Source organism: Flammeovirgaceae bacterium SG7u.111, assembly GCA_034044135.1.
Taxonomy (GTDB): Bacteria; Bacteroidota; Bacteroidia; order Cytophagales; family Flammeovirgaceae.
In genome coordinates, this window is the sequence record CP139021.1 from 4,932,140 (window position 1) to 4,952,066 (window position 19,927).

Here is a 19,927-nt window from a genome sequence, read left to right on the forward strand (position 1 = left end):
AAATTAAGAAAACACTTGCGTAACCGATTAGTTACACTTATATTCGTAACCAATCAGTTACATAAAATAATGAGAAGAGATGTTTTTCAAGCAATAGCAGATCCGGTAAGGAGGGATATTATTGAATTGCTCGCAAGTGAGCCACTTAGTATAAATGCCATCGCCGAAAAATTTGATGTAAGCAGGCCTGCTATTTCAAAGCACCTGAAAATATTAAAAGAGTGTGAAATCATCGAAATTGACCAGAGAGGTAGGGAGCGGTTTTGCCAAATCCAACCCAAAAATCTAATCCCTGCTTTCCTGTGGATAGAACAATACAGAGGCCTGTGGGAAGAAAGGCTCGATTCATTTGAAGAGTATTTAATGAAATTAAAAAATCAAAAAGATAAATAATATGAGCGATTTGAAAGACCGTACATTGACCCTCGAAAGAACATTCAATGCACCCCTAGCCTTAGTATGGGAAGCATGGACACAACCCGAACATATTGCACAGTGGTGGAGACCAAAAGGAATGGAAACCAAAGTCATCACACATGAATTTAAAGTGGGTGGCAAATGGGAATATGTGATGGCCATGCCCGATGGAAAAAATTTCATTGCCGAGGGCGAATACACAGAAATAGTGGAACTGGCAAAAATAGTCTCATCCGCTAACTTCAAACCAATGACCGAAGGAGTTACACTACATGCCGCATTTGAGAAACAGGGAGAAAAAACGCTTTTCACCTTCAGTGTGGTTCACCCAACAGCGGAGTATTGCCAGCAACAAGAAAAAATGGGCTTCTACAATGGCTGGGGTTCTACGTTTGATAGATTAGCAGATTATTTAAACGCTTCATGATAAAAGAACTATTGCCTTAAAATCATAAAGGCAAACCTCATTTCAAAATAGGTGGGGTATTTATGCCCCGCTCCTATCCATACATGCCAAACTATAAGCTATCATTGCTCAGTATATCATTTAGTTTAGGCTAAAGCCGATGTGTATATCAATCATTGCGGGGCTTGAAAACCCCGCCTAGTGAAAAATCAATTTACATGATTGATAAAAGGCAGAGCAAGAAACAGTACCCACGAATAGCGCCTTTTCCAATTAAATCATCTTGCCTAATCAAATGCAATTCCCTACATTGTAAAAACATACCACCGTTATAATTAGGCGGGGTATTTATGCCCCGTAATATCCAAAACCCTAAATCGGGCTTTAGCCCAAACTAAAAAGATGTCATTCATAAAGGTTTATGTACACTTCGTATGGTCTACTAAAAACAGGATGCCGTTATTGACCAATAACATCAGGCAAGATGTATTTAAACATATCAAAGAAAATGCTCAAACCAAAAATATCTTTATTGATTTCATCAATGGGTTTACAGACCATGTACATTGTCTAGTTTCCCTCAACGATGATATCAGCATTAGAAAAACTGCCACTCTTATAAAAGGTGAATCTTCACATTGGATCAATAAACAAAAGCTCACAAAAACCAAGTTCCAATGGCAAGACGAGTACCTCGCCATCGGTGTGGATGATGAAAAATTACCAATTGTAAGGAAGTACATTGCAAACCAAGAAGAGCATCATAAGAATGTTACCTTTGCACAAGAGTACGATCAGTTTATTAGGAGATATGGCTTTGATGTCCTCAAAAAATAGTTTGGGCTAAAGCTGATGTATATAACATCCGTTGCGGGGCTTAAAAACCCCGCCTAGTGAAAAATCATTTTACATGATTGATAAGGGATAAAACAAGGAACTGTACCACAAACATTATCTTTTTATTGCCAAACCAACCCCTTCTCCTTAAATTGAAAAAACATACCACCATTTATAACTAGACGGGTATTTATGCCCCGCAATTCTCAACGCAATCAATGGGCTTTAGCCCAAACTAAAAGCAGCGCCACAATATGCATCAAAACCCCTCTCTCATTTCCAATGCCTCTTCCAGCACCTCGGCTATCAGCTCGATGGGCAGGTCTTCAGCTGGATTGATCCGCAAAATCTTCATTCGTGCCCGGTTGCCTTGTTCTAGGGCTGAATGCTCCATCAATCCTCCATCTACCCAGCCAATATACGGCTCACCTGTTTTCTTATCTTTCCAGAAATAACAAAACATCTTGCCCTTATAGCAAAAGAAAGGCATGCTGTATTTCCACGCTTCGGTAATGTTGGCATTGGAGGAGAGAATGATCTCCCTCAATGCCAGCAAACAGCTTTTCATAGGTTCGGGTTGGCCGAGGTAATAATCGTCAATATTGCTGAGCATGATTTATATTTAATACACCAAACTATTTTTCATATTACTTTTGTCAGTTTTTGCTGATGGTTGCTAGTTACCCTCATCCGCCCTAAAATAAAGGAATAGAGCAAGAAGTTGAGTAAATTAGCATGTAGAGCGTTTACCTCACCCCTATAAAAATATCCACTTCTGCATTGCTAGGGTCTTGTGCTTTTGCTCCGTAGATTTCAAAATCGGCTTGATAAGCTCTATCTAGCTCCGTATCCCAAATTTTCACCCATTCGTTGTACACTGCTCCTCGGGCAAGGTCTCCTTTTGCCACAAATTTCACAAACTGGCCTCCACCAATTGTCCGACCTTCCAGCCCTTCGGGAATTTCATCCAAGCTCGACACTTTACAACCCATCAGCACCCGGTAAGGGTTTGTATAATCGCCTTCGTAGTCGGTATAAACCGAATAAACTTCCTCGCTGAGCTTATTAGGGATTTTTGTGGCAATACCTTCGCCCATAAACCTATTCAGCAAGTCGCCTATATCTTTTGCTGCTTGTCCATTTGCATTAGTGGTTACCGTTGAAATCCCAACTAGGTTGAATGCATCAATTTTTGTGTTTTCCATTTCTAATTTTCAGTTTTTTTTGAATGATGCTTCAAAAGTACTGATGGCTTATGTCAAGGGTGTGTCAGGGGTGCCCAATTATTTTCCCTACATTTCTCAAAGTATTCTTGGAGGTTCATTTTATGAGGCTCAAACTGTTCTTTTTGGATAGAAATCTTCACTATTCTATCCAACCTAAAGGTTCGGAATTCTTTCCGCATTTGGCAAAAAGCGATGAGCAGCCAATTATCTTGGGTGCTGTACAGGGCAAAAGGTTCAATAACTCTTTGAGTCTTTTCTTCTTGGAGGGAAAGGTATTCCAAATCCACTAATTTGTAAGCAGTGATGGCAGATTGGATAGCCATGAGGTAGCTGCTTGTTTTTTCGTTCTCTTCATTATCCCGAATATGTACACGTTGGGAAAGCAACTCCATTTTATCTTTTTGAGAAGAGCGCAATACTGTCTTTATTTTGAGAACAGCATTTCTATACTGCTCTTCCAAGGAAGAGTCTTTGTTCTTAATAATAAGCTGTTCAGCAGTGATAAGGGCATTTGCCTCCTCCTCGGTGAACATAACGGGAGGCAAACGGTAGCCATTTATCAGTGAATACCCCCTCCCCTCTTCGGTAACTATTGGCATACCAGAGTTTTCCAAGGTACGGATATCTCGGTACACCGTTCGGATGCTTACCTTGTATTTTTCGGCTATTTCTTTGGCAGTAATCAATCGCTTCGATTGCAGCTGGATCATAATTTCTGCTAACCTCTCTAGCCTTGGTTTTTCTTTTTCGGGCATAATAAGTTGTTTACAGTTTTATTCACAAGTAAAGATGAGAGATCCTGCTTTGATTACTAGAATACCAGTCAAATATATATAACATAGAACAAGACTATTAGTCACAAGAAGCATGTTAATGTATGTTAAAAAAAATAGAGTAGGAATTATATTTACATTTATTTTAACATTACATATATAAGTCTATACTTCAATTATCTATTCAAATATCCCAACAAATTATCAGGCTTTTGTTTTTTTGTTATGAGAATAGAGAAGATTAAATATTCGTTTCTATTCCGAAAATAAAATAGAACATAGCATTCTATAAACCTCAATAAATATTCACTGACATTTTATTTATAGCTTGTTTAGTAAACAACAAAAAATATCCGTTGACTATGCTATGACTCACAGGCAACATTGCTAGCCTTCCACCTTGGATGTAATTCAATTAGAACTATGCAACACAGGCTATTTGCATATTGTTTTTAGTTATTTATTAAACTGAAATTTATTTTATAAACTAATTAACTCTCAGCAAATTATACTATTATTTACATAACCATATAGTCAAATGCTATACTTAACAAACGAGCTACTAAACTTATTAGAAGAATTAGGATTTTATGTTTCGAGTATCAACGACTCATCTTTTGCCGCCCACATCGATAACAAATCAAACAACACATATTATTTGATCTGTTCTAGAGGATATTGCCAGTTGAGTGTGCTAATTGGGGTAAACTCTTATTTGCTCATCGACAATTATAAAGTTAAAACAGAAAAAGAACTACTCCGCCTACTTATAGGAAATCAGAAATTTTCACAAGATTTTAAAAATATTGTACACTTTTTAAAAGCGTATTTGGATAAAAGTGATGAAATGAATCAAGATTTGAAATGAATAGTAGAGAAAAAAGGGTTTAGGAGCCTAACTTTTCCTCAACCCTTTTACTGACAACAGTGAATAAGTACAATCGCACAACAAAGTTCTGAGGTTTGTGGAATTGGATATCACCTCTTTTGGAGATATTTAAGTACTAATAAAACAATTTTAGAACTAACTATTCGAAATACGATATTCAACATGTATAATATTACAACATACAGTATTTTACCCATTAAAAAACAGTGTTCACTAAGAAAAATAGGACAACAATATTATTGCTTATTTAGAACTTAAGCAGTTCAGTGAATTTTCAATATCACTTTTAACCTCAAAATATGGAACCCAGTAGTAACAAGCTCTTAACCTTTCTAACAAGTAAAGGGTTTGAAATTCAGGAACAAACTGATGATTCGTCGTTTACCGCTTATATTTCAAAAGGTTCGGGGGAACAATTCGCTTTAAATTGCGAAAAACATGAATGCTGCCTCTATCTACTATCTAATAGAAAATCAGTCACATTAATCCCGAAAATGCCAATGACTCATATACAAGATGCCCTCATGGTATTGCTTTCCTGCAAAGGCTTTACAGAAACACATCCAAAACTCAGTGAGGAGCTTAAAGACAAAATGTATGAGATATTTTAAGTAAATGAAGACAAAAAGCCGATTTTGAGAAACCTTGCGGACTCAAAATCGGCTTTTTTTGATCTTCGTGGGCAGATAACATTTCCTTATTTCTCAGAACAAGAGCTGGTAAGCTATCCGGCTATATCTGTCATTAACAATCAAACTTGATTAATATGTCTCTGCCTCGTTTAGCCAGTTTTAGTTGACTTGAACCACTACTGGATTTGCTACTAAATCGGCCTGCTTTTTCAATATTTCCAACCACTCACTTTGATTACTCGCTTGCCCGCTTTTCGTCCAAACAAAACCAGCATAGTAGGTCAGCTTTTGCTGTGCAGAATCGGTAACTACCAACAATTGGCTTTGGTCTGGAGTATCCGTACGGAAATCAAATCCTTTCTTAACCACAGTTGGGTCAATTACAATGCCTTCACCTACAAAAGCGCTATCTATCTCTTCCCAGTGGCTGAAAACCCCTTCGCCTTCATTAATACTAACCTCCCCTTCTTGCTTATGCAAAGTGATACCGATGGTATAATTGGGGACAGGCTGCTCTGAAGAGAGACTGATCTCAAACTTTGAAAAATTAGACCCCAAATCGAGGCTAATCCTTTTGGTTTCTTTCACACCAAACTCACTCCAAGGTGCATAGTCAAGCTCAAATACTGTTCTGAGTGGTCCAGATGCTATTCTTCTATAAGCTGTAAAGTTTTTGGAAGTCAGCAAGGTATCATTTTCCCAAATGCCTATTCCACCAGTCCCCCTACTTTTACCTACATGGTAAGGGTCATAACCTTCGCCATGATCAATATGGTAGTAGCCAACCTCTTTGGTGTTTTTAGCATACCAATCGTCTATAATGGAATAATCCACTCTTTTGAGCCAAAGGTCGATACCACTAGAAAGCGTACCTCCAGGCACTTTTTCCTCAATCATCTGTTGGGCTACAGGTCCATATGTACGAAATGCTACCTTGTCATTTTCCCAAGTATAATCGTCCGTACGCTCAGGTACAAAACGGGAATAGGTGGTTAACTTAGGCTCAGGGCGCTCAACGTTTTCCTCCCAGCTTATCTCATACGTTTTGCTTTCATTTCCTGCCAAACTAGCTTGAAACAACAATTCGTCAGACTCTCCATCAAAATCAATCCATTGGATGACCAAAGGATCTTTTCCACCTTTCTCTTTTACCACGAGCCCCGACTCACTATTGCCATTTAGCAGTTTTTGGAGAGCCTCCGCTTTTACAGATACTACTTCATTTCTTTCATACTTAGAAGGGTTTTGTACCTCTACTAAAATGATATCGCTTCCTTTTTGGCAAGCCCCCAACCCGAAGGCCATTAACAATAATGTTTGGATCAAAAATCTCATTTCTTCTAATTGTTTTGAAAATACAAAATATTCTTTGCAAGAAATTTACTTCTTATTCTCAAAAGAACCTATTTATCACTTTTGACAAGGCTCTTTTCAAGTTCTTCAAGCGACTTACCCTTTGTCTCTGGCATAACCCTGAGCACAAAAATCAGCTGCCCTACCATCGCTATAGTAAAAAAGGTGAAGGCATAAAAACCTCCTCGCCCCATCTCTGCTACCATTGGGAACGTCCAAGTAAGCAATGCCGCCCATACCCAGTGAGTTAGGCTGCCCAATGCTTGTCCCTTTGCACGTACCGAGTTGGGGAAAACTTCTGCCAAAAACACCCAAATAACAGCTCCTTGGGAGAAAGCAAAAAAGGCAATAAACCCGACCAGATAGATCAAAACCGCATAGCCAGTAAAGCTTTCTTGGTAAAAAGTAATGGAGGTCATCCCTAGGCATACAATCATCCCTATTGTCCCAATTTTCATTAGCGATTTCCGCCCAAACTTATCTATCACTGTCATTGCAATAATGGTAAATACCATGTTGGTAAGCCCAATGATCACTACTTGGAGCAAGGCAGTATCTTTTGCCAAACCAGTCATTTCAAATATACGAGGGGCATAATACATGATGGCGTTAATCCCCGAAAACTGGTTGAATGTGGCAAGCAAAATAGCCAACATGATAGGAAAAGAGAATTTACGTGTGAACAATTTCTCCTTCACTCCCTTCACTTCAGTTTGTAAACTATTGCTTATTTCGGTGAAAATTTCCTCCACATGGTCAGTATTCAAATTGAAAAGCACCTGCTTAGCCTCTTCTTGTCGACCGCGCTTCATCAACCACCTCGGGCTTCTCGGGATCAAAAATAGGAAGCTGAAGAACAAGATGGCGGGAATGGTTTCCACTCCCAGCATCCAACGCCAAGGCTCATGTTCAACAATTGAATTAATGAGGTAGTTAGAGAAAAAAGCCACAAGAATTCCGAACACGATATTAAACTGGAACATAGCCACTAACCTTCCCCTCAGCTTTGCCGGAGCTATTTCCGAAATGTACATAGGGCCTAACACCGACGATGCGCCCACTGCCAAACCACCTAAGAAGCGGTAAAACAAAAAAGCGTGCCACGAACCTGCCAAGCCGCTTCCTAAAGCTGAAACAGCATAAAATAAAGCCAATACAATCAACGTATCCCTTCTTCCATATTTATCGCCCAACATTCCTGAGAACAAGGCTCCGATAATAGTGGCAATAAGTGCAATGGAATTGGTGAAACCATGCCAAAAACCATCCAATCCATAAACAACCTTGATCGATTGCTCTGCACCAGAAATTACGGCTGTATCAAACCCAAATAGCAACCCTCCGAGTGAAGCCACTAATGCGGCCAAAAACATTTTCTTTTTCATACTTACTGATTAAAAACTCCTTATAATGAGCTTGTCTTTTTTACAAAATTGATTTTCCTTCTGCTAATTTTTTCAAGCGAACCAATGCTTCTACGTAATAATAGTCTGCATAAATAATAGAAGCATCTATTTCAGAACCTTTTGGATGATGGCCTGTAGAATGTAGCAAGAATGAGGTGTTTTTATCTTTGCTTTGGTACTCATCGGTTGACAAGGTAGCAATCATTTTCTTGGCTTTGGTCAGGTATTCGCCAGCCAAGGCAGCATCTTCTGTGTACCCCGCTAGTTCGATAAGCGCCGAGGCCACAACTGCCGCAGCGGAAGCATCTTTTGGTGCATTAGGGATACCTGGCGCATCAAAATCCCAGAAAGGAATCAGATCTTCTGGCAAGCGATCGAGATATACACGACTCACTTTATGGGCAAAATCCAAGAACTTAGGGTCTTTTGTTTCTCTATACGTCATTGTATAGCCATAAATAGCCCATGCTTGACCCCTTGCCCACATAGTCTCATCTGCATAGCCTTGGTGGGTAACACCTTTTATTTTTTCCCCTGTGAGCGTATCGTAAACAATTACATGATAGACCGAATTGTCTTCCCTAAAATGGTTTTCCATGGTAGTTTCGGCATGACTTACCGCCAAATTGTACAAAGAAGAATCGCCCCCATTTTTAGAAGCCCAAAAGAGCATTTCCAAATTGATCATGTTATCTACAATGGTATTATGAGGCCAGCCCATCTTTTCCACCATTACAGGCCAAGAGAGAATAGTGCCTACCGTTGGGTTGAACAAAGTAGCCAAGGTATCAGATGTTTTAAGGATGATATCTTTGTATTCTGCATTTTTCGTAAGGCGGTAGCCATTTCCAAAACTGCAAAAAACTTGAAACCCTAAATCGTGGTCGGCAGCTGGAGTTACTGACAAGGGAGTAAGGTAGCGGCTATATTTATCTGCTGCTTGTTTCCATTTTTCATCTCCAGTGTATTCGTACAAGTACCACAATGTCCCCGGCCAGAAGCCGCTTGTCCAATCTTTATATTTTACCAGCTTCCAATCTGTTTCATTTGCTGCAACATTCCGTGGTAAATATTGGCTATCAGGTAATAACTCTAATGTTTTCGATGCTTGCGCCTCACAATAAACTAGGCTCTCTTCCACTGTGCGTGCCTTCTCGGTTTCTGCTTCATTTTCTTTCACTCCACAGCTCCAAATGGACAGACACATAAACCCAATGAAAAAACTTGATTTTATCCGCATAATATGAATATTTTAATAATTGAAATTTGTCAATGAATATGGTTTTTAATCCTTCTTAACTCACTTTTTACATTACTCATTAATTTTCAAAAACTGGCCTATAAATAACAGTTATAGATCCATCCTGAAGTTTTTTAGTAAAATCAATACCAATCCGCTTGGCATCTTTCCCACTTCTCAAATGCTCGACCGGAACAGGTTCAGGAACGATTTCCACCTCCCCGCCTTCGCTTTCAATTTCTACTCTCACCTTCATTTTTTTATCAACACTAGTGAGCAAAATCGTTTTTGCATCTAAAATTTCGTATTTCGAAAAAGTCGATATCGCTGTCCCAAAACTCAGCGGTTCGCTAGCCGAAAATTCATCTTTGATGGTAATAGAACCCTCCCCCACTTTGCTGTTTTTCATTGTCCGCACAAGCGTTTCCAAGCCCGGAACTTCATACGCCGCACTAATATCCATAGTGACATTATCAGAAGTTTCTGCAAATTCGGTACGAGTCACTTTTCCATGGAAAGACCTCCCATTGGACTGCAACATGTTTTCAATGCGAGGCACAGGATGCCCCCAAGAGCTCCGAGCCGGATTATCGGGAGAAAATGCGCCAGCAATGTAAGATGGTGCACCAATATCACCTGCAACTATATCATCGCCAACTACCAACACATAACTTCCCACATCGCTATGGTTATGATTTTCGGCATTGTGCCCAGCTTTTATGGCTATAGAAAATGGGGTTTCTTGCTGTCCACGGGAAATAACAATCCCATAATCATCAAAATAAGTATGCGATGGCAACTTTGTCCCAATCTCATTATCCGTAGTATAATCATCTCCATCTTTCCAAACTATCAGGGTTTGCACACCTTCGTTAGAAATGAATTCCGATACTTTTTTAGCTCCGTAGTGTTTGGAAGCCATTGTGTAGGCAAAATTATCACTACCACTTTTCACACGAGTTACGCCGTCGGAAAATGGTGCATACAATCCCTCATGTATTTGAAAATTTTCTGGAAAATTGGCTACTCTTTTAAGCTTTTCAGGATCGTTAAACTCAAATAAGTTGATCTTTCCATCGGTGTAGTCGTCTAAAATTTCGGCAAGGTACAAGTAGTGCCCAAAGCCATAATTCCAGTAACCGGTGCCTTCGGAACAATAGCCATCTGCACCAAAGCCTGACAAGTAATACACCATGCTGTTTAAAGCACAGCCGATCACGGCAATTCGCTCTTCCGACTTTTCTGAAGCAACAATAGTGGTAAAAATAGTACCACTTGTACAAACCGAATTCCAGTTGCTCGTGCTTCGTATCCATTTGTTTCCTAATGTATCTTCTCCTCTGCACGATTTCAAATACGAATCCATAATCCGCCACTGAAGTTGGTCGGCGATCTTGGTTCTTAACTCTTTGGGCAACTTATCTTCCAAAAGGGCGTCGGCAAGGGCTAACACCAAACCAAATTTCCTTGCCCCCAAGTCAATAGCAACCCGTTTTCCTTCCAGCACACTATTCTCACTATCATCGTGATTTGGGTGCAACCACGACTTCATGGCCATGATAGAATCAGCATAAACTCCGATCTGCGAAATAAAACGCCCCTCGTTTTCAATGCACTCACCAATGATAAATTTCTCCAGCCTGTCCATGGTCCGGTAATACCTTGGTTTATAAATCCCACGGTTTCCTTCCAAATTAGCCCGTCGGTAAATCTCATCTGTAATAGGTACTTCTGGAGCTTTTTCTAATTCTTCAAGCGCCTCTTCAAGGTAGTTCTTTCCCGATTCACTCGCCGCAATTTTTTCCCAATGAGCACGATCAGAAGCTGGTGGAGCGGGTTGAAACACCGTTTCGGGCACCACCTTTTTGAGCATTTCTATCTGCTTAGGAGTTGGATAAATATCCTCCCCATCCGAAGCCTCCAAATAAGCATTTATATCTAAAGGTTCAGTCTGTTCAGGATGATTTTGATTTTCACAACCGAAAACTATACATGAAAAAACAACTAGTGTTATAGCCACAACGCTTTTCTTTAGCAAATTCATTTTTTTTACTTTTTAACCAACACAATACGTTGACCTGGCGTGGTATCGATATCATATAAGGCACTAAAAGGAATTTGTACCCCTTTTAATTTTCCTTTTCCAGAAATCAATGGCTCTTTTATTTTTGGAGTTTGGAAGAATGGGTTGTCATTTTTTCCACTAGCTTCTTGCAAAGCCCCCCCACCTTCTAAAGTTAGCTCAGAATAACTACGAATCCGACATTTCCCACCCAAATTTGATGTAATCACAGCTTTAACCAATTCACCGTTTTCCCATTCCATTTCTTCTATCTCGAAACCTCCTCTTGCACGTAGCCCAGTTACTTTCCCTTCTTTCCAAACACTGGGCAAAGCAGGAAGCAAATGTATGGCGCCATCGTGGCTCTGAAGAAGCATTTCTGTTATCCCTGAGGTAAATCCAAAGTTCCCATCGATTTGGAAAGGAGGATGCGCATCCAACATATTCGCATACGTTCCGCCGCCTTTCGGCGAATCAGGTCGTCCAACTAGTTTGATTTGGTCGCCCATTAGTTTATAGGCGTGGTTTCCATCAAGCAACCGAGCCCAAAGGTTTATTTTCCAGTTCATGGACCAACCCGTTGAAGGATCGCCTCGGTAGATGAGCACGTTTTTAGCCGCTTCAAAAAGCTCAGGGTTTCTGTACGGGGAAATTTGATTAGAAGGGAATAACCCATACAAATGTGAAACATGCCGATGCTTGTCTTCTGGATCGTCCCAATCTTCCAACCATTCCTGAAGTTGTCCATGTTGCCCAATCTGCATAGGAGCAAGCTTGGAAAGAGTTTCTTCAATTTTTTGAACCAAATCGGCATCCAACTTTAAAAGCAAAGCTGCTTCCGCTGTTTTGGTCAGCATATCAAACACCAATTGGTTGTCCATAGTAGTCCCATAAGCAATATTCACCATCCTCGGATGATGCGCAGGACGGTTTTCTGGAGAGGTTGAAGGCGCAATAACCAGCCAACCATTCTCTGGCTCGGGTGTTAAAAAACTAAGGCAAAACTCTGCCGAGCCTTTCATAGCAGGGTACACGGAGCGCAAATAATCCAAGTCTCCATTAAAAGTGTACTTTTCCCATACATGTTGGCTCAACCACAATCCACCCGTTGGCCACATACCCCAAGTAGCCCCATCTACAGGGCCACAAATCCGCCAAAGATCAGTATTGTGATGCGTTACCCATCCATCTGCACCGTACATATCTTGCGCCGTTTTCCTACCCGTTTCCGAAAGCTCTTTCACCATCTCGATGAGTGGTTCGTGCATCTCGGAAAGATTCGTCACCTCTGCTGGCCAATAATTCATTTCTGTATTGATATTGACGGTGTAGGCACTTTTCCAAGGCGGATCCAACTGGTTACACCAAATCCCCTGCAAATTGGAAGGCTGCCCGCCCGGTTGCGAAGAGCTAATTAACAAGTACCTTCCAAACTGAAAGTACAAAGCTGTCAACGCAGGGTCATTTCCTTGGGCAAACTGTTTGATACGAATATCTGTCGGATTTTTAATGGAATCGGTACTTCCCAAATCCAAACTCACCCTATCGAAATAGTTGCGGTAAAAAGCCGAATGGTCGCTTAGCAACTGCTGATAACTTTTCTTTTCTGCTTTTGCAATGTAGTCACTGACTCTTTGCTGAGGATCGGCACTGACATCTTGATAATTGACAAAATTAGTAGCAATGGAAACATAAAGCATGACACTGTTCGCCCCTATTACCCTCAATGTGCTATCAGTAGAGGTCAACGAACCACCTTCGGGCACAACTTTCAACCTCGATTGGAACTTCACCCTGCCTTTTGTAGGAACTGCATCTTTGGGTAGCCTTTTGTTTTTTCTGTCGTTGCTCGTGCCCACCATTGTTAAAACATCAGGCCCTTCAGTAGAAACCACAACCTTCGATGGAGCTGGCCTATCCATTCCAGCTGAAAAGCTTATTTTACCATTTTCACTGGCAGTAAGCCTGATAACTATCACCTGATCGGGAAAAGAGGTAAAAACCTCTCGTTGGAAATCGACGCCATCCACCGTATAAGAAGTTTTGGCGATGGCATTTTCAATATCCAAATCACGATAATAATTTGAAAAATCGCTGTGATCGTCAAACTCAAGCCTTAAGTTCCCCACAGTTTCGTAAGGCATACCATGCGATGTTTTTGAGATAAAGTTGGAATTTGCCAGCTTGTGGGCATCCATATAATTTCCCTCAAAAAGTAACTGTCGGATTTCAGCCAAAGCCTCTTTCGCATCAGGATTATCGTTTCGGTGAGGACCGCCCGACCAAAGGGTGTTTTCATTCAATTGAATATTTTCTTGAGCAGGAATACCGAACACCATTGCACCCAATCTGCCATTCCCAATGGGCAAAGCCTCGTTCCAATTGGCTGCGGGGGCATCGTACCAAAGTTTTAGCTGGCTTTCCTGTTCAACTTCAGGTTGTTTCTCACACCCAAACACGATACCCAACACAACAAGCATCGCAGCCCAGCCATTTTTTTTAGTTCTCTTAACTTTCATTGCTTATAATTTTTCAATGTACACATAGTAAGCAGGGTGAACCCGATTGTCCTCATCAAGCAGTTGGGCTTCCATGTCGTACTTTCCTGCAGGGATATTTCCTTTAAAAGTGACTTCGGCTTGCCCTTCTTCAATGTCCATTGATTTGGAAATATTTGCCACGTACAAAAGAGCTTGGGTAAAATCACTCTTTTCTCCGGCAGGAGCTGTTTTGTCTAATTCAAGCCTTTTTTCTTGTGCTGGGAAAGTTGCATTAATGGGTAGTCCGCTTTCTCTGGGAAACCTCCTCAGGGTAATCGAATATTCTCCATCTTGTAGAAATTCAATTTTCCATTTGCCAGTAGAAACCGCTCCCTCAATTGCACCGTTTTGGTGCCAAGCGGGCGTGTACCTTCCTACTATCATATCATGTGCGCTAATTCTGCTTGGGTTTTCCTGTGGCGACCCCACCTTGATGTAGGCATATCGTTGGTCTACCCCTTCATCTATGAACGATTGCCACCAGCGTTCGTAGCCCTCTGCCAAACGTGCAGCCACTTCAGGATGGTCATCAATTACATCTTTTTCCTGCCCCAAATCTTCGGTGATGTTGTAAAGCTTATTTCCGTCCACCAAACGCCAATCATCGTCCATCACCGCATATTTCCTATACTTGATCAGGTTTTGCTCACGCTGCGTATCCATGTACAAGATACGGTTTTTCCACTCTACATCTTCTTCCTTTAGCAATGGTTTCAAACTGATTCCGTCCAACGGCTTTACCTCATTAAAATCAAGTCCCAACAAATCGACAAATGTTGGGAGCAAGTCGTAATGAGCCACTAGTTTATCAATGTCTTTTCCTCCCGTCAGCTCGCCATTAGGCCAGCGGATAAACAATGGTACTCGATGACCTCCATCGTATTGGCTTCCCTTGCCGCCTTTTAGCCCTGCATTGTAGGTGCTTCGCCCAGCAGCAGTACCGTTATCGGTGGTAAAAATCAGGATCGTATTTTCTGTCAAACCAAGCTCGTCCAGTTTTTCTTCCAGCTTTTTAAAATTATCGTCGATGTTGGTGATCATCCCGTAGAATCTCCTCAACCTTGGGTGCAAATCGTCAAACTCTTTGCCTTGGTACATGTCATAATAATCTTTGGGAAGGTTATATGGCGCATGGGGTGCATTGGTGGAGAGGTAGCAAAAAAATGGCCTATCCTTGTTCTCTTCTATAAAATCCAGTGCTTCGGAAAAGAAAACATCCGTGCAATACCCCTCGTATTTTTGCAATTCGCCATTGTGCCAATAGGTATCGTCAAAATAGTCGTTCATCCAGTAATCTGGCCCTTGCCCGATGCCTCCGCCGCCATGGCGAACGACCTCGTGAAACCCTCTATCTTCTGGACGGAATGGATAATTATCACCCAAATGCCATTTGCCATACATGGCGTTGGTGTAGCCATTTTGTGCCAGCACTTGAGGCAAAATTACCTCGTCGTCAAAAAGGAGCGAACGCCCATTAATGGTATGGTATACGTTCACCCTATTGCTGTGCCTCCCCGACATGACGGAAGCCCGAGTGGGAGCGCAGGTGGTAGAAACGTGGTAGTTGGTAAACCGCACCGCATCAGAATAAAACTTATCTATGTTAGGTGTTTTTATGTATGGATTTCCTGTGCAAGCAAGATCTCCCATTCCTTGGTCATCGGTTATGATAAAAATAATGTTAGGCTTTTTCGACTGCGCCATTAGCACATTCACACTGCCCAACAAAGCAATTATCAATACAAAAAAATTGACTTTCATTTTCATACAATTATAATTTTGGCTCGCCTTTTAGGTATTTTAAAGAAATAAGAAATAAGTCGGTTTCTCGAACCGTCTTGTTGAAATACACCCCTTCTTTCTTCTGTTTATTAAAAAATCCGTGCCCTTCGCCTTCATAGAGAAACAGCTCGCAGCGACCGCCCGCAGCTTCCATCTTAGCATAGTAATTTTCGGCAATAGAGACTGGAATCAGATGATCTTTTGTACCCAAAAAAACGATGGTTGGCGGCACACCTTTTTTTATGTTATGAGCTGGAGAGATTTCTTCCCATCGCTCACCCATTCGTTCATTTTGAAAACCTTCAGGGCCATTATCGAACACGGGGTTGAACAACACCAGCGCATTTGCTTTTGAGCTTATTTTTAAATCTTCACCTGGTTCATCCAGCCCTGGACAATTTCCACAAGCCGCTGCCAAATGCCCTCCTGCCGAACCGCCAGAAGCCACAATTTTTTTAGGATTGACATTCAACGCCTTGGCATGCTTGCGCAAAAAACGAATGGCCGACTTGGCATCGGCAACCGATTCGTAAGGCGTGGTTTTATGCCGAGATTTCACTCGGTAATCTGCCAATACGGTAATCATCCCTCGTGAGGCAAAATATTCCGCATGAGGCTCAAATTGCTTAACCGTTCCTCCGTTCCATCCTCCGCCAAAAAAGAAGACGATGGTTGGGTATTTTTTTGATTTGTTAAAGTCAGCCGGATACCTAAAAGTTAAGTCCAGTTTTACACTATCAATTTCTTTGTAGGTAAGGTTGAAAGGCTCTGTCCGATCGATACCTGACAGCTGCTCGGCAAACGTTTGGGCTTTCAAGCTTGGTGAAAGAAGTACCAAGACAATGAAAATAACACAAGCCAAGGGTTCAATTATAGTTTTCTTTAAGTTGTTCATTTGGGTATTTATTTGTTTTCATAGTTAAAGTTCCATCCAAGTCACTTGCCCCCAATCCTCCTTCACGTATTCTTGCGGAGCTCCCGGCGTTGACCTTCCTTCTTGTATAATTTTGGAAATTCTTGCCTTCATCCTCTCCACCACTTCAGGATGTTCGAAGTAAAGATTAGTAGATTCCTCTGGATCATTTTCCATGTCATAAAGCTCATAAATGGCTTCTCCTTCTTTGGGCTCAATAAGCTTGGGCTTTAGAGAACCGCCTGAGCCCCTGAGCATGTTCAGCTTCCATTTCCCTTCTCGTATGGCAAAATGTCCTGTGAACGAATGATGGATTACCGCTCTTTCAGCATCGTAAGCACCAGTACTTTCAGCTGCAATCAGCGGGTACAAACTATAGCTATCTTCCCCAGAATTTTCAGGAATAGAAGCCCCAATAATATCTGCGATGGTTGCCAAATAGTCGGACTGGCAAACGGGAACATCTACTTTGCTGCCAGCCTTAATCGCATTGGGCCACCTCATCAGAAATGGCACTCGGTGACCTCCTTCGTATATATCTCGCTTTCCTCCTTTAAAATTCATGCAACTGAAATGCTGAAAGGTATCTCGCTGGTACGCATAATTGCTTTCCGCACCATTGTCAGAAGAAAAAATCACCAGTGTATTCTCCTCTAGCCCATTCTCTTTCAAAGCATCTAGTACCTGCCCGACCCTAAAATCGGTTTCTTCCATAAAATCACCGTAGTTCCCACAATCGCTTCTCCCTTGGAAATCAGGATGTGTGCAATGGGGCAAATGTGGGCTGGTCAGTGGCAAATACAAAAAGAAAGGCTTCCCATTTTTTGCATCAGAAGCCGATTTATTGATGTACTCTACCGCTTTGGCGGCAAAAGTCTCCAACACCAGTTCATCGTTAAATGAAGGGGCAACTTCCACATAGCCCTTGCTTCTTTCTTCCACATATGGCGGCGTCATCCGATAGGTTCTGGGAGTGACATCGTGTTTTTTCTTAGTGTATAAAACTGGAGGATCAAGCACCCGGTCATTTTCCAAGTAGGTCAATATTCCATAATTCATGGAAGCAGCAATGCCAAAGAAATAGTCAAAACCCTTCTCGATTGGTCCGTCCGTAAAAGGCTTAGACCAATCTCGGCCTTCGCCTACTTTTCCCTCAAACTCCATTTGCAAATGCCACTTGCCCACCATGGCAGTATTATATCCATTTTCTTTGAGCAAGGAAGCAATGGTCATCCGGTCTTTTTCTATCAGGCAAGGGCCATCTGCCCTCAAAACACTTTCTTTCAAGGAGGTTCTCCAACTGTACCTGCCGGTTAAAAGGGTGTATCTAGAAGGGGTACAAACCGCATCGCTGCTATGGCCATCCGTGAATGTTACTCCTTCATTTACTAGCCTATCTATATTAGGTGTTTTGAATTTCGCATTTGGGTTCAATGCACTCACGTCGCCATACCCTTGGTCATCGGTATAAATAATCACGACATTAGGTTTCTCAACCTTGTTTGGGCTTTCAGAACAAGACACTAAAAGGCTGAAGATTGCAAAACCAGTAATAACTAAAAAATTCTTATACACGTTCATCACCAATCTACAATTTTTCTACTTCCACATAATATGCCCCTATTTCAGTACCATCATCAAGTTTAAACCACGTTTGTAAATTGGTTTCACCTTGCTCTAAGTCAAGTTCAAATTCTACATATCCTTTGCCCGAATTCACCATTTGGGAAGTCTCTACATTCTGAATTTTTATTTTTGCCTCGTTCACTTTAAATGCCTTCCCTTTTTTACTTTCACTCACACTTGTCCCCGGAATTGCAGGGCGAACCGGAGCTTCATCATTTATACCCAAACCCGATTCTTTTGGCCAACGGCGAAGTTTTAAGTTGTATCGTCCGCTTTCTGCTACCCTAACCAGCCAGTGGCCATTATCAACATACCCTGCTCTTATATGCCTTTGCGCCCAAGGGCTGTCTTTATCGGTATGCCAATCGTGACAATACAAGGTGGTGGGGTTTTCCGCTTCATGTCCCACAATGATATATGGCTGGTCGCTGTAACTTGGAGAGATTTCAGCCCACCATTCATCGTACGCTGTCTTAAATGCCGCCATTTTTTCGGGATGTTGTTCCGCTACATTGTTGCGTTGCTCTGGGTCAGTTTTCAAATCATAGAGCTCTTTTCCATCTATTAACCGCCAGTCGCCTTGCATAAAAGAGGTCCTCCGCCAAGGTTCGGGAACTTCTGTTCGCTGAGAGTTCACCACAACAAACCGGTCTTTGAACCCTTCATTGTTTCCCCCGATCAAAGGAACTAGGCTTTTACCATCGAAGGTGATCGAATCGCTCACATCCAGTTTACACAAATCGACTAGGGTTGGTAAAACATCATAATGCGCCGCTAATTCGTTAATATCTGTCCCAGTGGTGATTCCCCCATCTTTCCAATGGATATAGAGAGGGACACGGTGGCCTCCTTCGTACATACTGGCTTTTATACCACGCATTCCCGAGTTATACCCTTTTATAACAAATCCATCTAGGCGATGCCCTTCCACTTTTGCCCCCTGCGCCGTTCCATTATCAGTCGTGAAGATCAGAATGGTGTTATCCATTAGCTCTACAGATTTCAAGTAATCGACCAATTTCCCAATGTTTTCATCGATGTTGGCAATCATTCCATAAAATGGAGCATGGTTTACGTTTTCATTGTCTTTGTAAGGAGCTGAATATTGATCTTCTACCCAATAGGGTGAGTGGGCTGCATTTGTAGGCAAGTAGCAAAAGAACGGCTTATCTTTGTTTTCCCCAATAAACCTTTTGGCATTCTCAAACCAAACGTCCGTACAGTAGCCCTCAAACTTTTTTAGCTCACCATTATGCAAATACATGTCACCAAAGTAATCGTTGTCCCAATGGTCCATAGTTTGCCCAATTCCGCCACCGCCGTGAACTAGCACTTCGTCAAAACCTTTGTCTTGTGGGCGAAACGGGTAATTATCACCCAAATGCCATTTGCCAAATATGCCGGTACTATATCCATTACTTTTAAAAATCTGAGCCATGGTAGTTTCCCTTTCCAAAATGAGCGATCGCCCATTTACGGTATGCCACACACCCGTCCTGTTGTTATGATGCCCCGTAAGAAGAGCTGCCCGGGTTGGGGCACAAGTAGGGCTTACATGATAGTCGGTAAACCGTGCACTTGCCGAGTAGAGTTCATCGATATTAGGCGTCTGGATATGTTCATTCCCATGTGCGGCAATATCTCCATACCCTTGATCATCCACCAAAATCAGAATTACATTAGGTTTTTTTTCTTCAGAGTTAGACGTTTGCTCTTTAGAATCTCCACAGGCAAATAACACAAATGGTAATAGTAGAATCACCAAATTAAACTTCTCATACTTCATTTTAACATAGTTTTTTCTTTTCCATATCCCTTACTGGCT

Annotated in this window: 17 protein-coding genes; 5 read left to right on the top strand and 12 right to left on the bottom strand. The window is 41.6% G+C overall.

What is annotated here, in order from left to right:
- Window positions 1-69 precede the first annotated feature (69 nt).
- The 3 genes from R9C00_19285 (at window position 70) to tnpA (ending at window position 1,660) form a co-directional block, all read left to right on the top strand.
- Window positions 70-393 carry a metalloregulator ArsR/SmtB family transcription factor gene (locus R9C00_19285; GenBank protein ID WPO33845.1) on the top strand — a complete coding sequence of 108 codons (324 nt, stop codon included), beginning with the start codon at window positions 70-72 and terminating at the stop codon, window positions 391-393.
- A 1-nt stretch (window position 394) separates the two neighbouring features.
- Window positions 395-844 (top strand): SRPBCC domain-containing protein, encoded by a 450-nt coding sequence (locus R9C00_19290; GenBank protein ID WPO33846.1) that lies wholly within the window; start codon window positions 395-397, stop codon window positions 842-844.
- Between the two features lie 381 nt (window positions 845-1,225).
- Window positions 1,226-1,660, top strand: a complete 435-nt coding sequence (gene tnpA / locus R9C00_19295) for an IS200/IS605 family transposase (GenBank protein ID WPO33847.1) — start codon at window positions 1,226-1,228, stop codon at window positions 1,658-1,660.
- 259 nt (window positions 1,661-1,919) lie between these two features.
- On the opposite strand, the gene R9C00_19300 is transcribed toward tnpA, so the two are convergent.
- From R9C00_19300 to R9C00_19310, 3 genes are all read right to left on the bottom strand, one after another.
- Window positions 1,920-2,273: a DUF1801 domain-containing protein gene (locus tag R9C00_19300; protein ID WPO33848.1), complete on the bottom strand. Its 354-nt coding sequence runs from the start codon at window positions 2,271-2,273 to the stop codon at window positions 1,920-1,922.
- 133 nt (window positions 2,274-2,406) lie between these two features.
- Complete coding sequence (locus R9C00_19305) at window positions 2,407-2,865, bottom strand: GyrI-like domain-containing protein (GenBank protein WPO33849.1); 459 nt, start codon at window positions 2,863-2,865, stop codon at window positions 2,407-2,409.
- A 53-nt stretch (window positions 2,866-2,918) separates the two neighbouring features.
- Window positions 2,919-3,641, bottom strand: a complete 723-nt coding sequence (locus tag R9C00_19310; protein WPO33850.1) for a YafY family protein — start codon at window positions 3,639-3,641, stop codon at window positions 2,919-2,921.
- Between the two features lie 556 nt (window positions 3,642-4,197).
- On the opposite strand from R9C00_19310, the gene R9C00_19315 reads away from it, so the two are divergent.
- Window positions 4,198-4,527: a hypothetical protein gene (locus R9C00_19315; protein ID WPO33851.1), complete on the top strand. Its 330-nt coding sequence runs from the start codon at window positions 4,198-4,200 to the stop codon at window positions 4,525-4,527.
- A gap of 320 nt (window positions 4,528-4,847) precedes the next feature.
- Entirely contained in the window at window positions 4,848-5,159 is a 312-nt protein-coding gene (locus tag R9C00_19320; protein WPO33852.1) for a hypothetical protein, read from the top strand.
- 180 nt (window positions 5,160-5,339) lie between these two features.
- Here R9C00_19320 and R9C00_19325 read toward each other — a convergent pair whose 3' ends face one another.
- The 9 genes from R9C00_19325 to R9C00_19365 all read right to left on the bottom strand — a co-directional run bounded on the left by R9C00_19325 (window position 5,340) and on the right by R9C00_19365 (window position 19,888).
- A complete protein-coding gene (locus R9C00_19325) occupies window positions 5,340-6,515 on the bottom strand; it encodes a DUF4861 domain-containing protein (GenBank protein ID WPO33853.1) in 1,176 nt (391 codons plus the stop codon).
- A gap of 68 nt (window positions 6,516-6,583) precedes the next feature.
- Complete coding sequence (locus R9C00_19330; protein ID WPO33854.1) at window positions 6,584-7,918, bottom strand: sugar porter family MFS transporter; 1,335 nt, start codon at window positions 7,916-7,918, stop codon at window positions 6,584-6,586.
- A 40-nt stretch (window positions 7,919-7,958) separates the two neighbouring features.
- A complete protein-coding gene (locus tag R9C00_19335; protein WPO33855.1) occupies window positions 7,959-9,179 on the bottom strand; it encodes a glycoside hydrolase family 88 protein in 1,221 nt (406 codons plus the stop codon).
- A gap of 79 nt (window positions 9,180-9,258) precedes the next feature.
- Complete coding sequence (locus tag R9C00_19340) at window positions 9,259-11,223, bottom strand: hypothetical protein (protein WPO33856.1); 1,965 nt, start codon at window positions 11,221-11,223, stop codon at window positions 9,259-9,261.
- 5 nt (window positions 11,224-11,228) lie between these two features.
- Window positions 11,229-13,760 carry a glycoside hydrolase family 95 protein gene (locus R9C00_19345; protein WPO33857.1) on the bottom strand — a complete coding sequence of 844 codons (2,532 nt, stop codon included), beginning with the start codon at window positions 13,758-13,760 and terminating at the stop codon, window positions 11,229-11,231.
- Between the two features lie 3 nt (window positions 13,761-13,763).
- Window positions 13,764-15,548 carry an arylsulfatase gene (locus tag R9C00_19350; GenBank protein ID WPO33858.1) on the bottom strand — a complete coding sequence of 595 codons (1,785 nt, stop codon included), beginning with the start codon at window positions 15,546-15,548 and terminating at the stop codon, window positions 13,764-13,766.
- 4 nt (window positions 15,549-15,552) lie between these two features.
- Window positions 15,553-16,458, bottom strand: coding sequence for an alpha/beta hydrolase (locus R9C00_19355; protein ID WPO33859.1), 906 nt, complete (start codon window positions 16,456-16,458; stop codon window positions 15,553-15,555).
- Window positions 16,459-16,482: 24 nt separating this feature from the next.
- Window positions 16,483-17,955 carry an arylsulfatase gene (locus tag R9C00_19360; protein ID WPO33860.1) on the bottom strand — a complete coding sequence of 491 codons (1,473 nt, stop codon included), beginning with the start codon at window positions 17,953-17,955 and terminating at the stop codon, window positions 16,483-16,485.
- 109 nt (window positions 17,956-18,064) lie between these two features.
- A complete protein-coding gene (locus R9C00_19365) occupies window positions 18,065-19,888 on the bottom strand; it encodes an arylsulfatase (GenBank protein ID WPO33861.1) in 1,824 nt (607 codons plus the stop codon).
- Window positions 19,889-19,927: the final 39 nt, after the last annotated feature.

What these genes read in the sequence shown, in the direction of transcription:
- R9C00_19290 (WPO33846.1), top strand. Translation starts at nt 395, where the DNA reads ATGAGCGATTTGAAAGACCGTACATTGACCCTCGAAAGAACATTCAAT.
- R9C00_19310 (WPO33850.1), bottom strand. Translation starts at nt 3,641, where the DNA reads ATGCCCGAAAAAGAAAAACCAAGGCTAGAGAGGTTAGCAGAAATTATG.
- tnpA (WPO33847.1), top strand. Translation starts at nt 1,226, where the DNA reads ATGTCATTCATAAAGGTTTATGTACACTTCGTATGGTCTACTAAAAAC.
- R9C00_19355 (WPO33859.1), bottom strand. Translation starts at nt 16,458, where the DNA reads ATGAACAACTTAAAGAAAACTATAATTGAACCCTTGGCTTGTGTTATT.
- R9C00_19340 (WPO33856.1), bottom strand. Translation starts at nt 11,223, where the DNA reads ATGAATTTGCTAAAGAAAAGCGTTGTGGCTATAACACTAGTTGTTTTT.
- R9C00_19345 (WPO33857.1), bottom strand. Translation starts at nt 13,760, where the DNA reads ATGAAAGTTAAGAGAACTAAAAAAAATGGCTGGGCTGCGATGCTTGTT.
- R9C00_19365 (WPO33861.1), bottom strand. Translation starts at nt 19,888, where the DNA reads ATGAAGTATGAGAAGTTTAATTTGGTGATTCTACTATTACCATTTGTG.
- R9C00_19285 (WPO33845.1), top strand. Translation starts at nt 70, where the DNA reads ATGAGAAGAGATGTTTTTCAAGCAATAGCAGATCCGGTAAGGAGGGAT.
- R9C00_19300 (WPO33848.1), bottom strand. Translation starts at nt 2,273, where the DNA reads ATGCTCAGCAATATTGACGATTATTACCTCGGCCAACCCGAACCTATG.
- R9C00_19330 (WPO33854.1), bottom strand. Translation starts at nt 7,918, where the DNA reads ATGAAAAAGAAAATGTTTTTGGCCGCATTAGTGGCTTCACTCGGAGGG.
- R9C00_19305 (WPO33849.1), bottom strand. Translation starts at nt 2,865, where the DNA reads ATGGAAAACACAAAAATTGATGCATTCAACCTAGTTGGGATTTCAACG.
- R9C00_19320 (WPO33852.1), top strand. Translation starts at nt 4,848, where the DNA reads ATGGAACCCAGTAGTAACAAGCTCTTAACCTTTCTAACAAGTAAAGGG.
- R9C00_19335 (WPO33855.1), bottom strand. Translation starts at nt 9,179, where the DNA reads ATGCGGATAAAATCAAGTTTTTTCATTGGGTTTATGTGTCTGTCCATT.
- R9C00_19350 (WPO33858.1), bottom strand. Translation starts at nt 15,548, where the DNA reads ATGAAAATGAAAGTCAATTTTTTTGTATTGATAATTGCTTTGTTGGGC.
- R9C00_19325 (WPO33853.1), bottom strand. Translation starts at nt 6,515, where the DNA reads ATGAGATTTTTGATCCAAACATTATTGTTAATGGCCTTCGGGTTGGGG.
- R9C00_19315 (WPO33851.1), top strand. Translation starts at nt 4,198, where the DNA reads ATGCTATACTTAACAAACGAGCTACTAAACTTATTAGAAGAATTAGGA.